This window comes from Phenylobacterium composti DSM 19425 (genome assembly GCF_059568645.1).
Map to the genome: position 1 here is coordinate 379,062 of NZ_JCANTT010000013.1, position 13,922 is coordinate 392,983.

Sequence of the window (13,922 nt, forward strand, 5' to 3'; positions counted from 1 at the left end):
GGTTGTTAACAAGTCTTTCACGGATTCTTGACGCCCGGCGCACCCGGGGCGGCTTTCGAGCGCTTGCGTCATACAGGGCTTGGGCGCACCGTCAACTCGCCGACAGGAACTGCGGCGCAGATGGACGGAGACGCTGGCGACAGCAGACCCGGAAATCAGGCGGGCAGAGTGTCCCAAGGACTGACGGAACCGGGGCGACCCGGAACCCCAGACCCCGAACGGATACCGGCTGCGAGGGAAAACCACGGCGAACCCGCAAGGGGGACCCGGAACCGAACTCGCGGACGACCTCGACGGCGCAGATCCCCCAACGGATCTGGATGAGAGGGCGACGCCCCGGGCGACCGGAGCGCCGCCCTCTTGCTATGGGCCTCCCGTCCGGACCGCGGATATCTTGGCCTTCACAAGCTCGGCCCTCGCGCCCTACCTTCGCGCCCATGAAAGCCCTGCGCTCGCTCGCCATCGCCCTGACCGCGCTCCTGGCCGCCTGTTCGGGCCAGAGGGAACAGGCCGCCTCGCCGGCCGACGGCCGCACCGCCATCCGCTTCGCCACCGACTGGCGCGCCCAGGCCGAGCACGGCGGGTTCTACCAGGCCCTGGCCTCGGGGGAGTACGCCCGCCGCGGCCTCGACGTGACCATCGTCCAGGGCGGCCCGGGGGTGAACGTGCCCCAGCTGCTGGCCGCCGGCGCCGTCGACCTCGGCATGGGCTCCAACAGCTTCATCGTCATGAACCTGGCCAACGAGGGCGTGCCGGCCAGGGCGGTGGCCGCCTTCATGCAGAAGGACCCGCAGGTCCTCATGGCCCACCCTGAGCCGGGCGTGGAGCGCATCGCCGACCTGAAGGGCCGTCCGATCCTGCTGGCGGACGCCTCGGTCACCGCCTTCTGGGTGTGGCTGAAGGCCAAGTACGGCTTCACCGACGACCAGGTGCGCAAATACACCTTCAATCCCGGCCCGTTCATCGCCGACAAGCGGGCCGTGCAGCAGGGTTACATCACCTCCGAGCCCTACACGATCGAGAAACAGGCCGGCTTCGCCCCCAAGGTCTTCCTCCTCGCCGACGAGGGCTACCCGGGCTACGCCACCATGGTGCTGGCCACCGACGCCCTGATCCAGAAGAACCCTGCCGCCGTGCAGGCCTTCGTGGAGGCCACCGCCAAGGGCTGGCGCGACTACCTCTACGGCGACCCGTCCGCCGCCGACGCCCTGATCCGCAAGGACAATCCCGAGATGACCCAGGACGTCCTCGACCAGGCCCGGGAGAAGATGAAGGCCTATCGCATCGTCGAGGGCGACGAGGGCCTGCCGGTGGGGGCCATGACCGACGCCCGCTGGACCGCCTTCGCCGACATCGCCAAGGCCCAGGGCGTCTATCCGGCCAGTCTCGACCCCAAGCGCGCCTACACGCTCCAGTTCGTCCCCAAGTGACGGTCGCCGCCCTTAGCAAGGTCGAGGTCCGCTATCCCCGCGGCCCGGCCCTCGGCCCCCTGGACCTCGCCATCGGCGAGGGCGAGGTCGTGGCCCTGGTCGGCCCCTCGGGATGCGGCAAGTCCACGGCCCTGCGGCTGCTGGCGGGCCTTGAGGCGCCCACGGCGGGCGAGGTCGTCCGCGCCCCTCGCCGGGGCGAGACCGCCGTGGTCTTCCAGGCGCCGACCCTGGCTCCCTGGCTCTCGGCCCGGGCCAATGTCGCCCTGCCCCTGGAGCTGGCGGGCGTCCCCGCCGCCGAGGCCCGCAAACGGGCCGACGCCGCCCTCGACCGGGTAGGCCTTGCTGGCGCCGAGGCGGCCCGGCCGGCGCAGCTGTCGGGGGGCATGGCCATGCGGGTGTCCCTCGCCCGGGCCCTGGTCACCGAGCCGCGCCTGCTGCTGCTGGACGAGCCTTTCGCCGCCCTCGACGAGATCACCCGCCGGGCCCTGGCCGACGACGTGCTGGGCCTGTGGGCCGCCACCCGTCCGGCCATCGTCTTCGTGACCCACAATGTGGAGGAGGCCGCCTACATGGCCTCGCGCGTGGTGGTGCTGACCCGCGGCCCCGGGCGCATCGCCGGCGAGTTCGCCATCGAGGGCGACCTGCCCCGGCCCGCGGGCTTTCGCCTGACGCCCGGCTTTCGCCAGGCCGCCGAGGCGGTCTCGGCAGCCCTCGCCGAGGGGATCGGCGCATGAGGCGGCTGGCCTACCACCTCGCGCCCTTCGCGCTCACGGCGGTGCTGCTGCTGGCCTGGGAGATCGCCTGCCGCGCCCTGGACGTGCCGGCCTATTTCCTGCCGCCGCCCTCCGCCGTGGCCGTGGCCCTGGCCGAGCACTTCCCGACCCTGCTGGCGGCCGCCTGGCGCACCCTTTCCACCGCCCTGATCGCCCTCGTCCTCGCCAGCCTCGTGGCCCAGGCCCTGGCCCTGCTGACGGCCCTGAGCCCCCTGCTCGACCGGGCCATTCGGCCCCTGGCGTCCGTGGTCCAGGTGACGCCGGTGATCGCCCTCGCGCCCCTGGTGCTGATCTGGGCGGGCCTCGACCACCCTGAGCGCGCCCTCGTGGCCCTGGCGCTGGTGGTGGCCTTCTTCCCGATCTTCTCGGGAGCGGCGGCGGGGCTGCGCTCGGCCGATCCGGACCTGGAGCGCCTGTTCGACCTCTATGGCGCGAGCCCCTGGCGGCGAGTGTTGCGGCTGCGCCTGCCGGCCGCCGTCCCGTTCCTGCTGGAGGGCCACAAGGTGGGGGCGGGCCTCGCCCTCATCGGCGCCGTGGTGGCCGAGTTCGGCGCCGGCTCGGGCCAGGTGACGGGCCTCGCCTGGCAGATCCTCGACGCCGGCAACAAGCTGCAGACCGCGCGGATGATCGCCGCCCTGGTGGTGCTGGGCGTCATGGGCGTGGCCCTGCACGCCGCCCTGGAGCGGCTGGAGCGCGTCGGCCTGAAGTGGTGGCGGGGGCGGTAGGCCTGCCCCTCCGGCGCCCTAACGGGACGCCTGGTTCACCGGCTTGAGGTCGTAGCGCACGGGCACCCGCACCTTGGCCCCCACGGTCGGCAGGCCTTCGGCCGACCACGGCTCCACCTTGAACTTGGAGGCCAGCGCCAGCACGCCCTCGCCGAAGCCCTGGCCCGCCGGCTCCTCGCGGTCCACCGTGCAGCCGGTCAGCGAACCGCCCGCCAGAACGTCGCACACCAACACCACCCGGATCGCATTTGGGCCGTCCTCGTGCTTGGGAATGGTGGCCTGGAAGTCGCTGGGGGCGGGCATGGCGGCCCACTTCGGCGTCTTCGCCGTAAAGCCCGGCTGCAGCACCCCAGGGGCGAAGCTCACCGGCACGCGCACCTCGCTGCCCAGGGCCGCGCCGGTCACCTTCATGCTGCGGGCCAACTGGCGGGCGGCCTGGCCGAAGCCTTCGCCGCGGGGCGCCTCGCCAAGCACGGCGCAGTCCTTCAGCCGTCCGGCCGGGGCGACGGTGCAGCTCAGGTCCACGGCGCCCGACAGGCCCGCCGCCTTGGCCTTGGCGGGATAGGCGGCGGCCACCTGCTCCACCGAGGGCGCCTCCACGAAGGTCGCCGGGACCTGGGCTGCCGCGGCGCCGGCCGCGAGCGCCCCGCCCCCGGCGATCAGGATGAACAGCTTGCGCATGGGTCGATCCTCCACGGCCGGCAGCATGGCGCCGCCGCCGGAGTTGCGAAAGAACGAAAGTATCCGAATCCGCGACCCCGTTCGCCGCGCCTAGTCGGGCAGCCGCACCGCAACGCCGCCCAGTCGCGCCAGGGCCTCGACGGCCAGGACGCTCAGGGAGCGCAGGCCGTGCTCGCCGAACACGTCCAGGGCCGCCTCCAGGGCGAGGACCGCCGACGCCCGCTCGCCGCGGTCGACGCCGGTCATGGTCATGCGGGTCTCGTACAGCCGGGCCAGGTGCAGCTGGGCGAGGGCCCAGCCCACGGGATCGCGCCGGGCCGACTTGGCCGCCAGCTCCATCTTCATGGCCGCCTGGGCCGCGTCCAGCACCGCCAGGTCGCCGGTGAGCTCCGCCGAACGGGCCAGACACACCGCCCGGGCGCTGGCCGCCGCGCCGCGCAGCGGCAGTCCCGGAACATCCTGCAGCACGAGGCCGGCCCGGTCGTAGCAGCTCACCGCCTGTTCGAAGGGGCGCACGTCGCCGGCCGCCTCGCCCAGGGCCTGCAGCGCCTGGGCCAGGGCCGCCTGGGCGCGGGCCCAGTCCAGCGGGCTGTGGTCGCGGGTCAGGTCGTTGGCGGCGTCGGCGAGGCGGGCCGCCCCTGCGCCGATCAGATCGATGTCGCCGGTGATCTCGCCCAGGAGGGCCAGGGCCTGGCCGTGGGCCGCCTCGGCCCGGGCCCAGGTCAGGGGCTCATAGGCCGGGTCCACCCGCCCCGCTGCGGCGGCGGAGTCCTCGATGGCCTGGCGCAGCAGGGCCTCGTCCTTCAGCCGCGCGCCCCAGCCGCACAGGAGGTCCACCCGCACCAGCCGCGCCTCGGCGGCCAGGGGACGCACCGTGGTGGCCCGGCGGGCCACGGCGTCCAGGGCGTGGATCGGTCCGCGGAAGCTCTCGGCCAGCCGCCGGGCCTCGGCGGCGTCGGCGCTCGCCAGGCTGCGGCGCGCCTCGATGGCGGCCAGGCCCGTCTCGGCCAGGGCCGCGGCCACGCCGCCACGCACCAGGGTCCGCACCTCGCGGAAGGCCACTTCGGCGGCGGCGTCCAGGCCAGGGTCGCCGAACAGCTCGGCCCCCAGGAGGGCGCAGAAGGCCTGTTCGCAGCGCGAACGCGCCCAACCCTCGTTGCGGCGCTCGGCCTCGAAGCCGGCGGCGGCGGTCTCGGCGATGGCGGCGGCCTTGCGCAGAGCCGCAGCGTCCCCCGTGCGGCGGGCGACCTCGCGCCAGGCCACGGCGGCCTCCAGCCGGCGGACGGGCTTGTCCTTGGCGCCCAGGCGCCCGGCCGCCACGTCGGCGGCGCGGGCCTCCTCGGTGAGAAGCGTCAGGTCCAGGAGCTCCAGCAGGGCGGCGTCGCCCCGCGCGAGGGTGTCGACGGGCCTGGCGCCTACCGCGAACAGCCGCTTCAGCTCGCGTCCCAGCTCGAACATCGCCCCGCTCCGACCCCGCCGCCGTTCCACCATGGAACGGCCCGCCTGGGCCTTGAACGGAGACAGCAAAGCCGGAGCCGACAGCTTTAACAAGTCATTAACTTCTGCGGTATGGTTAACGGAACGTCGCCATCCACAGTAAGCCGCCCGGCGGGCGGGGGTTCCTCACGGCCGGGAACGCGGGCTTTCCGACTCAGGCCCGTTCCTTGGCCCGGTGGAAGACGACCTTCGGATACCGCTCGGCCACATAGCCGATCTCCCAGGCCGACTTGCCCAGGAACACCGGCTGTTCGTCGATATCGGTGGCCATGGCCGAGCGGTGCTTGCCCGCGAAATCCTCCAGGTCGGCCTTCTCGCCGCTGATCCAGCGGGCTTCGGCGTAGGGGCTGGGCTCGAAGATCACCTCCAGCTGGTATTCGTTCTTCAGGCGGTCGGCCATGACCTCGAACTGCAGCTGGCCCACCGCGCCGACGATGAAGTCGGCGCCCATGTTCGGCCGGAAGAGCTGGGTGACGCCCTCCTCGGCCAAGCTCTCCAGGGCCTTCTTCAGGTGCTTGGCCTTCAGGGGATCCTTCACCCGCACCCGCTGGAGGATTTCCGGCGCGAAGTTCGGCAGGCCGGCGAAGCGCAGGGCGCCGCTTTCCGACAGGCTGTCGCCCACCCGCAGGACCCCGTGGTTGGGAATGCCGATCACGTCGCCCGCGTAGGCGTCCTCGGCCAGCTCCCGGTCCGAGGCGAAGAACATGGTCGGCGCGTTCACGCTCAGCTGCTTGCCGGTGTTCTGGACCTTCAGCTTCATGCCCCGCTGGAACCGGCCCGAGCACAGCTTCAGGAAGGCGATCCGGTCGCGGTGGTTGGGGTCCATGTTCGCCTGGACCTTGAAGACGAAGCCGCTGACCTCCTTGTCGCCCGGCTCCACCTTGGCCTCGGCCCCGCCCCGGGTGGCGGGCACCGCCTTGGGCGGCGGGGCGTATTCACCGATCACGGCCAGCAGCTCGGCGACCCCGAAGTGGCGCAGGGCCGAGCCGAAGATCACCGGCGTCATGTGGCCTTCGAGGAACGACTGCCGGTCGAAGGGCTTGGAGGCCTCCATCACCAGGGCCGCCCCCTCCTCCAGCTCGGCGAGTTCGGACGCATCGAGGAAGGCCGACACCGCGTCCCCGTCCAGGGGCGCCGGATCGGGATGGCCCTCCTGCTGGTCGCTGGGCTTGGAGAAGGGCAGGAAGCGCCGGCCCGCCAGATCCATCATGCCCTTGAACCGCCCGCCCGAGCCGGCGGGCCAGTAGAGCGGCGCCGGGTCCAGGGCCAGCTTGGAGGCGATCTCGTCCAGCAGCTCGATGGGGTCCTGGGCCTCGCGGTCCATCTTGTTGATGAACGTGACGATGGGGATGTCGCGCAGGCGGCAGACCTCGAACAGCTTCAGGGTCTGGGGCTCGATGCCCTTGGCCGCGTCCAGCACCATCACCGCCGCATCGGCAGCGGTCAGCGTCCGGTAGGTGTCCTCCGAGAAGTCCTCGTGCCCCGGCGTGTCCAGGAGGTTGAACATCTTGCCGTCGTGGTCGAACGTCATAACCGAGGCCGAGACGGAGATCCCCCGCTCGCGCTCGATCTTCATCCAGTCCGACCGGGTGCGCCGGTTCTCGCCGCGGGCGCGGACGGCCCCCGCCGCGCGGATGGCGCCGCCCGCCAGCAGCAGGTGCTCGGTCAGGGTCGTCTTACCGGCGTCCGGGTGGGAGATGATCGCGAAGGTGCGTCGGCGCGCGGCCTCGGCGGCGAGGGAGGTGCTCATGGGGGCGCGCTTATAGCCGCCGTCTCGCCACTTTGCAGGAATTTCAACGTCGCGCCTTGAAAGCGCCACCATCGACCCCAGATTTGATCCTGCGGGCCGGGCCCCTCTGACGATCGCTCCCGAGGCGATCGTGATGTCGGACCGCATCGGGTGTGCTCGATGTCGCTGGGTCCGGTCGCCCCCCCAACCGCCCCGCATCGAGCCCCCGACCAACACCCCAAGCAGCCCTACTACGGGGCGGCAGCTCCCCCCTGCCGCCCCGTTTCTTGTCCACCGCCTCCCGGCGGCGGGCGGATCTGCTCGCAGGTGCACTGGCGCGGCGACTTGTCGGGCCGCCAGCGGACGAGCCGCGTCCCGTGCCGGAAGCGGCCGCCGGTCACCTGGTCGTAGCGCACCTCCACCACCAGCTCCGGCTTCAGCGGGACCCAGGCGCCCGTCCGCTCGGTGCTCCAGCGGCTCGGGCCGCCGGGAGCATCCCCCGTGAACCCTTCGCCCTTCAGCGCCTCCAGCCGCCGGGTCAGGGCCGGGCGTTCGGCGCGGGAGATGGTCGAGGTGAAGCCCACATGGTGCAGCCGCCCGTCCGGGCCGTAGAGCCCGAGCAGCAGCGAGCCCACGTCGGCCGCGCCCTGGGCGTAGCGGAAGCCGCCCACCACGCAGTCGGCGGTGCGGATCTTCTTGATCTTCAGCATCGCCCGCTCGCCGGGCGCGTAGGGCCCGTCCGCCCGCTTGGCCACCACGCCGTCGAGCGCGGAGCCGGCCGCCTCGAGCCAGCGGCAGGCCTGATCCCGCTCCTCGGTCCAGGGCGACAGGCGCGCCACGTCCTGCTGCCCGAACCGCGCGAACAGCGCCTCCAGTTCGGCCCGGCGCGCCGAGAGGGGGGCGGCCAGCAGCGAGCGCCCGCGCCCGTCCAGCAGACAGTCGAACAGGGTCAGCCGCGCCGGCTGTTCGGCGGCCAGCCGGCGCACCCGGCTCTCGGCCGGATGCAGCCGCATCTGCAGGGCCTCGAACGCCGGCCGCCCCTCCACCTCGATCACCAGTTCGCCGTCGAGGACGAAGCGGTCCGCCGGCAGGGCTTTCAGCGCCGCCGCCACGTCGGGGAAGAACCGGTCCAGCGGCTTGCCGGACTTGGCCCGCAACGCCACCTCCCCGCCCGCCCGGAAGGCCAGGCAGCGGAAGCCGTCCCACTTGGGCTCGAAGCGCCAGCCAGGCTCGCGGGGAACCTCCTCCACGAGCTTCGCCTCCATGGGCGACAGGTCCAGCGGTACGGGCAGGTCGGCGAGCTTGATCACGCCGGAGGGAGCGTCAGGCCCGCTCCACCGGTTCCACAAGGAAGTGGCGGCCCTCGCGGTCCTCGATCTCCACCACCCAGATGTCGGGGTCGATGCGGACGGCCCGCTCGATGTAGCGGTCGAGGTCGGCCTCCTGCTCGGAGGCGGCCGGCTGCATCCACACCCGCTCGCCATCGCCCCGGGTGGCCTCGGAATAGAGGCGGGCTGTGCCGTCGCTGCGGTTCAGCACCTTGACCAGGACCGCCCCGGCCCGCGGGTCGCCCTTGCGGACGACCACGGCGAAACCGCCGCCGATCTCGACGCGGCGGATGAGGGCGCCGACCCAGATGTCGGTGGACAGCAGCATGGCCGGGACCATGCCCCGGCCGCTAACCGAACTTCAACACCCCTCGGCTATCCGTCCACGCCCAGGCTCCGGCGCTGACCGGAGCGCAAGGAAAGTCGGTGGATGCGGGACACGCGCGACAAGGCGCGGCCGGCGTCTCGGTGGTTGGGGTTGGTTGGGGCGGCCCTGGTCGCGGCGCCCGGCGTCGCCCATGCAGGGGCCGCCGACCTCTACTTCGAGCGCACGGTGCTGCTGGCGGCGGATGAACGCTGCGACCTCCTGGCTCCCGAGGCCGGGGCGGCCCTGGCCGCGGGCGCGGCCCAGGCCCGGGGCGCGGCCCTGCGCGAGGGGCTGAGCGAACGGGCGGTGAAGTCGGTGGAGGCCCGCGCCCGGGCCGAGGCGAGCCGGCTGGCGTGCGATGCGCCCGAACTTGCCCGCGCCGCCCGCCGGGCCGCGGACGCCTACCGCGGCTTCACCCACATCGTCCGCATGACCTATCCGGGTGACCAAGCGGTCTGGCGCGCCGACCGCGCCGTCGCCCGCAACATCCGCTGGCGGCTGGCCCAGGACGCCGCCTTCGGCCGCGACCGGATGATCTTCGGCCTCGCCGGCAAGGACGCGCCCGGGGCGCTGATGGCGGTGGCCGCTTTCCATGACGGAGCCAGGCCCTACGGCGCCCGGCTCGTCCTGCGGGACACCGGCCGCACGCTCGGCCCGCATCTGCCCGACAGCGCCAAGGCCCTGTCGGCGCGGCTGCCGCCCGAACCGCGTCGTCGCGCCTATCTCGCCGAGGCCCGCAGCCCGGCCGGCGCCGACCTCCTTCCCCGGGACGCCCGGTCGGGCTGGGCCTTCCGCTTCCCCGCCGAGGCGGTGAGCGCCCTGGAAGGCCTCGATCCGCGGGAGGCCGTGGCGGTGCAGTTCCTGTTCACCGGCGACCGGGTGCGCACGGCCTATGTGGAGGTGGGCGACTTCGCCGCCGCCCGGGCCTTCGTGCAGATGGCGGGCCGCTAGGCCTCGGCGGCCGGGGCCACGGGCGCCTCCAGGGGCTCCAGACCCAGCACCGGCATTCGCACCGTCACCACCGTGCCGTCGCCCACGGCGCTCTCGATCACCATCTCGCCGCCGTGCAGAGCCGCGAAGGCGCGCACCAGCGACAGGCCGAGGCCCGATCCCGCCGCCCGCTGCTCGGCGTCGCCCGCCTGCTCGAAGGGGCGGCCCAGGCGTTCCAGATCGGCCGGGGCGATGCCGACGCCGGAGTCGGTGACGATCAGCTCCAGCACGTCGCCCGCCGCCTGGGCGGTCACCGTCACCGCGCCGCCCTTGGGCGTGAACTTCAGGGCGTTGGAAATCAGGTTCAGGATGATCTGCTTGATCGCCCGCCGGTCGGCGTCGGCCTCCAAGGGCGCGTCCGGCAGCACCGCGCGCAGCACGACGCCGGCCCGGTCGGCCTGGCCGCGCATCAGCCTCACCACGGCGTTCACAGCGTCGCGGACGTCGAACTCCTCGCGCGCCAGCTCGAACCGCTCGGCCTCGATCTTCGACATGTCGAGGACGTCGTTGATCAGCTCCAGCAGGTGGCTGCCGCTCTCGTGGATCAGCTCGGCGTACTCGGTGTAGCGGTCGGCCATGGGGCCGAACAGGCGCTGCCGCATGATGTCCGAGAAGCCCATGATGGCGTTCAGCGGCGTGCGCAGCTCGTGGCTCATGTTGGCCAGGAAGCGCGACTTGCCGGCGTTCTGCTGCTCGGCCGAGGCCCGGGCCTCTTCCAGCTCGCGCTCGCGGGCGCGCTGCGGCCGGGCGTCCCGGACGGCGCCGGCGAGCCGGCCTTCGGCGAGCCGCTTGAGGGTCAGCTCGAGCCAGCCGTTCGGGTCGTGGGCGGGCACGAAGAACACTGCCGCCGAGCCGTCCTGCGCCGCGGCGTTCAGCGCCTGACCCACGGCCGCGCGGTGGGCCTCGGCCACCAGATCGCCCAGGTGGCGATCCTTCAGGCGGCGCACCTCTTCGCCCAGCAGGTCGGCGCCATAGGCGGCGAGGATCTGGCCGCCGGGATAGAGCGAGAGCAGCAGCTGCGGCTGGTGGTCGAGGGCCTCGCGCAGCTCCAGCTCCACCGCATCGCGGGCCCGCCGCTCGCGCACCGCCGCGGTCTGCAGGGCCACGAGGCCGGCGGCGAGGCCGAGGGCGGTGGTGACGAGGGCGGTCAGGTTGAGCCAGCCGGCGACGGCCGGCGCCACCTGCGGCAGGGGCAGCAGGGCGTCGCCCAGGGCCGCCACGGCCGCCGCGGCCACGGCGGCGGCCGCGCCCAGGGCCAGAAGGTCGGTCCGGCGGAAGGCCACGGCGGCGGCCATAGGCGTCAGGCACCAGGCGGCGAGCGGGCCGCCCGCTCCGCCGGTGATCTGGGCCGCCGCGGCCCCGGCCACGGCCCACAGCAGCACCGCGATGGTCCCGCCCGAGGCGCCCAGGCCCGCCAGCAGCGCCCCGAAGGCGGCGGCGGCCACGATGACCGCCAGGGCCGCCGTCTCCAGGCCCGGCGCCAGCACGCCCAGGCTCACGAGGCCCGCCCCCACGCCGCCCACGGCCAGGGCGAACAGGGCGTGCCAGGCGAAGGCGAACCGCACGCCGGCGGTCCCGGGGCGGCGGCCCAAGCGCCGGGGGCGCTTCGCGGCGGATATGGAACGAAGGTACGGCACGGGCGGTAAGCTTCAGACCTTTCCCGATGGACGTGAATCTAACCTTATCTCCGGGCGCCCAACCCGGATAGGCCGCTCGCGTCCGGCGGGAACGGGCGGCCTGATACGGGCCGGATAAGGAAATCGTAAGCGCAAGGCCGCACTTTGGCGGTCCCTCAAGCCCCGGCCCGCGGCCTTCCCATGCCCCAACCTGCCCGTCTTCGCCCCGCAGCCCCGCGCGCGCCAGAACGCCGGGAGCCGGCGTCCGACGAGCGGAAGCGGTCGTTCCTGCGGATGGCCAGCCACGAGCTGCGCACGCCTCTCAATTCGATCATCGGCTTTTCCGAGATCCTGTCGGCCGAACTCTACGGGCCGCTCGGCGCGCCGCAGTACAAGGAATATGCGCAGATCGTCCGCGACAGCGGGAAGAAGCTGCTGAAACTTGTGAATCAGGTGTTGGAGATCGCCCGGCTTGAGGCCCAGAGTATGGACTTCGACCTGCGTCCCGAGCCCCTGGAAGCCGCCGTCGACGACGTGCTGGCGATGCTGGACGAGGAGCTCGCCGGCCTGACGGTGGAGGTGACCGGCCGCGGCGACCTGCCCCCCGTGACCGCCGACCCGCGGGGCCTGCGCACGGTCCTCTTTCACCTGCTGCACAACGCCGCCGTCTTCTCGCCGAAGGGCGGGACCATCTTCATCAGCGCCCAGCGGCTCGCCGCAGGCGTACAGATCGTCATCCGCGACCAGGGGTGCGGCGTCGACCCGGCCGAACTGCCGCGGCTCATCGCCCCGTTCGAGCAGGGCGAGAACGCCCTCGCCCGCCACGGGGAGGGCGCGGGCCTAGGCCTCTCCATCGCCGACCTCACCTGCAAGGCCATGGGCGGAAGCCTCACCCTGGCCTCTCGGCCGGGCAAGGGTCTGACCGCCGGCGTGCGCCTGCCCGCGGCCTGATGCCGGTTGCGCCCGGGCGCAGCGGTCCTTAAGTGCCCCTCGCCATGGCCGCCATCCAAGACGCGCTCGCCGAACTCAAGGACGAGTTCGAACTCCTCGGGGATTGGGAGGAGCGCTATCGCTATGTGATCGAGCTGGGCAAGGAGCTGGCGCCGCTCACCGAGGCCGAGCGCTCCGAGCCCAACAAGGTCCGCGGCTGCGCGAGCCAGGTGTGGCTGGTGACCGAGCCCCGCCCCGACGGAACCCTGGCCTTCCGGGGCGATTCCGACGCCCACATCGTCCGCGGCCTGATCGCCGTGTTGCTCCGGCTCTATTCCGAGCGGCGGCCCGAGGAGATTCTCGCCTTCGACGCCAAGGCGGCGTTCGAGCAGCTGGGCCTTTCCGGCGCGCTCTCGTCGCAGCGGTCCAACGGCTTGGCCTCGATGGTGGCGCGCATCCGGCGCGATGCGGAGCTGGCGACGGCGGCCTGAACCGCCTCGGGCATCCCCTTGAGCGCTGAGCCCCGCGCTCAGGCGGCGCGGATGCCCGTGGGCATGGCGCTGAGGCCCACCACCGCGTCGTAGCCCAGGATCATGTCCACGTCCGCGCCGTTGGAGGCCAGCGGCAGGCGCAGCCAGACCACCGACAGGTGCGAGGCGCCCCGCCAGGCGAGGTTGTGGACGCCCACCGCCGGCCGGCGCTCGGCCACCACCCGGCCCAGCTCGTGACGCCAGTAGTCGGCGGCGGCGGAATTGTAGACTTCGCCCAGCCCGCGGCCGGTGATCTCCCGGCCATAGACATTGTAGAGCGCGGTGCCCGCCAGGCGGATGCGGTAGTCGGGAGCCCGGCCCGGTCCCTGGGGAATGACGTCGATGAGGCTGACGGTGGGGAGCAGGCGCTTGAAGCCGCCGGGGTGGATGTCGGCGCGCGCGGGCAGGCCGCCGCCCCGGCGCCGGGAACTCCAGTACGCGAAGAGCTCTTCGTGCGCGCGGATCGCCGCCGCCGGAGCTCCGATCTGCGCCGCCATGAATAGATTCCTTAACAGGACCTTGGAATCACGCCGAATCACTTATCGCCTGATGCGCGAATCGGCGGCAAGGCCAAATCATGGCCGCGGCTAAAGAAAAACGTTGAAATTAGACTGCAAAAGAAAACGCCCGCCGTGAGGCGGGCGTTCCTTTATCTAGATCAGAGGCGTCAGCCCGCTCCTGCGGGACGGGCCTTACCGCTTCTTGCGCGGCGCCTGGCGGCCGCCTTGGCCCAGGCCCATCTGCTTGGCCAGGTCCGAACGGGCCTTGGCGTAGTTGGGGGCGACCATAGGATAGTCCTTCGGCAGGCCCCACTTCGCCCGGTACTCCTCCGGGCTCATGTTGTACTTGGTGCGCAGGTGCCGCTTCAGCGACTTGAACTTGCGACCGTCCTCCAGGCAGACGAGGTAATCCGGGGTGATCGAGCGACGGATCGGCACCGCCGGCTCCTTCGGCTGGGCCTCCACCGGCTCGGCGCCCGAGGAGACGCTGGCCAGGGCCCGGTGCACGCTCTGGATCAGACCGGGCAGGTCGGCGGCGGCGACCGTATTGTTGCCCACATAGGCGGAAACGATGTCCGCCGTCATCTCGATGACTTCCGTTTTCTCGTCCATTTTCTCGTTCCGCGAAATCCGCGCCAATGCAGGCGACCGAATTGACTCACTAGAAATTTTAGCCGTCAATATCCGGAAGCCTCGCTTCGGACAATACGGAAATAGAGTTTCCGGCGCCGGCACATATCAAAATTGATGAATCGACCGGCTCATCAGTGCTGGATATCGCGGATCGAGTAAGGACAAAAACTGTAACTGGACAGTGACGCAGCAG

Annotated in this window: 14 protein-coding genes; 6 read left to right on the top strand and 8 right to left on the bottom strand. The window is 72.3% G+C overall.

The window, feature by feature from the left end:
* Positions 1-437: 437 nt before the first annotated feature.
* The 3 genes from BO64_RS08180 to BO64_RS08190 are packed head-to-tail and all read left to right on the top strand — an operon-like array spanning position 438 to position 2,928.
* A complete protein-coding gene (locus tag BO64_RS08180; RefSeq protein WP_496402795.1) occupies positions 438-1,430 on the top strand; it encodes an ABC transporter substrate-binding protein in 993 nt (330 codons plus the stop codon).
* Positions 1,427-2,164, top strand: coding sequence for an ABC transporter ATP-binding protein (locus tag BO64_RS08185; protein WP_496402796.1), 738 nt, complete (start codon positions 1,427-1,429; stop codon positions 2,162-2,164). Before BO64_RS08180 ends, BO64_RS08185 begins: the two co-directional genes overlap by 4 nt.
* Positions 2,161-2,928 carry an ABC transporter permease gene (locus tag BO64_RS08190; protein ID WP_496402797.1) on the top strand — a complete coding sequence of 256 codons (768 nt, stop codon included), beginning with the start codon at positions 2,161-2,163 and terminating at the stop codon, positions 2,926-2,928. Before BO64_RS08185 ends, BO64_RS08190 begins: the two co-directional genes overlap by 4 nt.
* Before the next feature lie 18 nt (positions 2,929-2,946).
* Here BO64_RS08190 and BO64_RS08195 read toward each other — a convergent pair whose 3' ends face one another.
* The 5 genes from BO64_RS08195 to BO64_RS08215 all read right to left on the bottom strand — a co-directional run bounded on the left by BO64_RS08195 (position 2,947) and on the right by BO64_RS08215 (position 8,491).
* A complete protein-coding gene (locus tag BO64_RS08195; RefSeq protein ID WP_496402798.1) occupies positions 2,947-3,609 on the bottom strand; it encodes an energy transducer TonB family protein in 663 nt (220 codons plus the stop codon).
* Between the two features lie 90 nt (positions 3,610-3,699).
* Positions 3,700-5,067 (bottom strand): hypothetical protein, encoded by a 1,368-nt coding sequence (locus BO64_RS08200; RefSeq protein ID WP_496402799.1) that lies wholly within the window; start codon positions 5,065-5,067, stop codon positions 3,700-3,702.
* A gap of 193 nt (positions 5,068-5,260) precedes the next feature.
* Positions 5,261-6,856, bottom strand: a complete 1,596-nt coding sequence (locus BO64_RS08205) for a peptide chain release factor 3 (RefSeq protein WP_496402800.1) — start codon at positions 6,854-6,856, stop codon at positions 5,261-5,263.
* Positions 6,857-7,086: 230 nt separating this feature from the next.
* The gene (locus BO64_RS08210) at positions 7,087-8,145 is read right to left on the bottom strand and encodes an ATP-dependent DNA ligase (RefSeq protein WP_496402801.1); all 1,059 of its coding nucleotides are present in this window, start codon (positions 8,143-8,145) and stop codon (positions 7,087-7,089) included.
* 13 nt (positions 8,146-8,158) lie between these two features.
* Entirely contained in the window at positions 8,159-8,491 is a 333-nt protein-coding gene (locus BO64_RS08215; RefSeq protein ID WP_496402894.1) for a DUF1491 family protein, read from the bottom strand.
* Positions 8,492-8,593: 102 nt separating this feature from the next.
* On the opposite strand from BO64_RS08215, the gene BO64_RS08220 reads away from it, so the two are divergent.
* Entirely contained in the window at positions 8,594-9,481 is an 888-nt protein-coding gene (locus BO64_RS08220; RefSeq protein WP_496402802.1) for a hypothetical protein, read from the top strand.
* Here the strand turns inward: BO64_RS08220 and BO64_RS08225 are convergent.
* Positions 9,478-11,112, bottom strand: a complete 1,635-nt coding sequence (locus BO64_RS08225; RefSeq protein WP_496402803.1) for a sensor histidine kinase — start codon at positions 11,110-11,112, stop codon at positions 9,478-9,480. The two genes, BO64_RS08220 and BO64_RS08225, sit on opposite strands and share 4 nt — an antisense overlap.
* A gap of 225 nt (positions 11,113-11,337) precedes the next feature.
* Between BO64_RS08225 and BO64_RS08230 the strand changes: the two genes are divergently transcribed.
* On the top strand, positions 11,338-12,087 hold the full coding sequence (locus BO64_RS08230) for a sensor histidine kinase (protein ID WP_496402804.1): 750 nt from the start codon (positions 11,338-11,340) through the stop codon (positions 12,085-12,087).
* Positions 12,088-12,131: 44 nt separating this feature from the next.
* Positions 12,132-12,557, top strand: coding sequence for a SufE family protein (locus BO64_RS08235; protein WP_496402805.1), 426 nt, complete (start codon positions 12,132-12,134; stop codon positions 12,555-12,557).
* 38 nt (positions 12,558-12,595) lie between these two features.
* Here BO64_RS08235 and mopJ read toward each other — a convergent pair whose 3' ends face one another.
* Together mopJ and BO64_RS08245 are read right to left on the bottom strand one after the other, a co-directional pair.
* Positions 12,596-13,093, bottom strand: a complete 498-nt coding sequence (mopJ, locus tag BO64_RS08240) for a motility/cell cycle regulatory protein MopJ (RefSeq protein ID WP_496402806.1) — start codon at positions 13,091-13,093, stop codon at positions 12,596-12,598.
* A gap of 195 nt (positions 13,094-13,288) precedes the next feature.
* A complete protein-coding gene (locus BO64_RS08245; RefSeq protein ID WP_496402807.1) occupies positions 13,289-13,708 on the bottom strand; it encodes a Ros/MucR family transcriptional regulator in 420 nt (139 codons plus the stop codon).
* Positions 13,709-13,922: the final 214 nt, after the last annotated feature.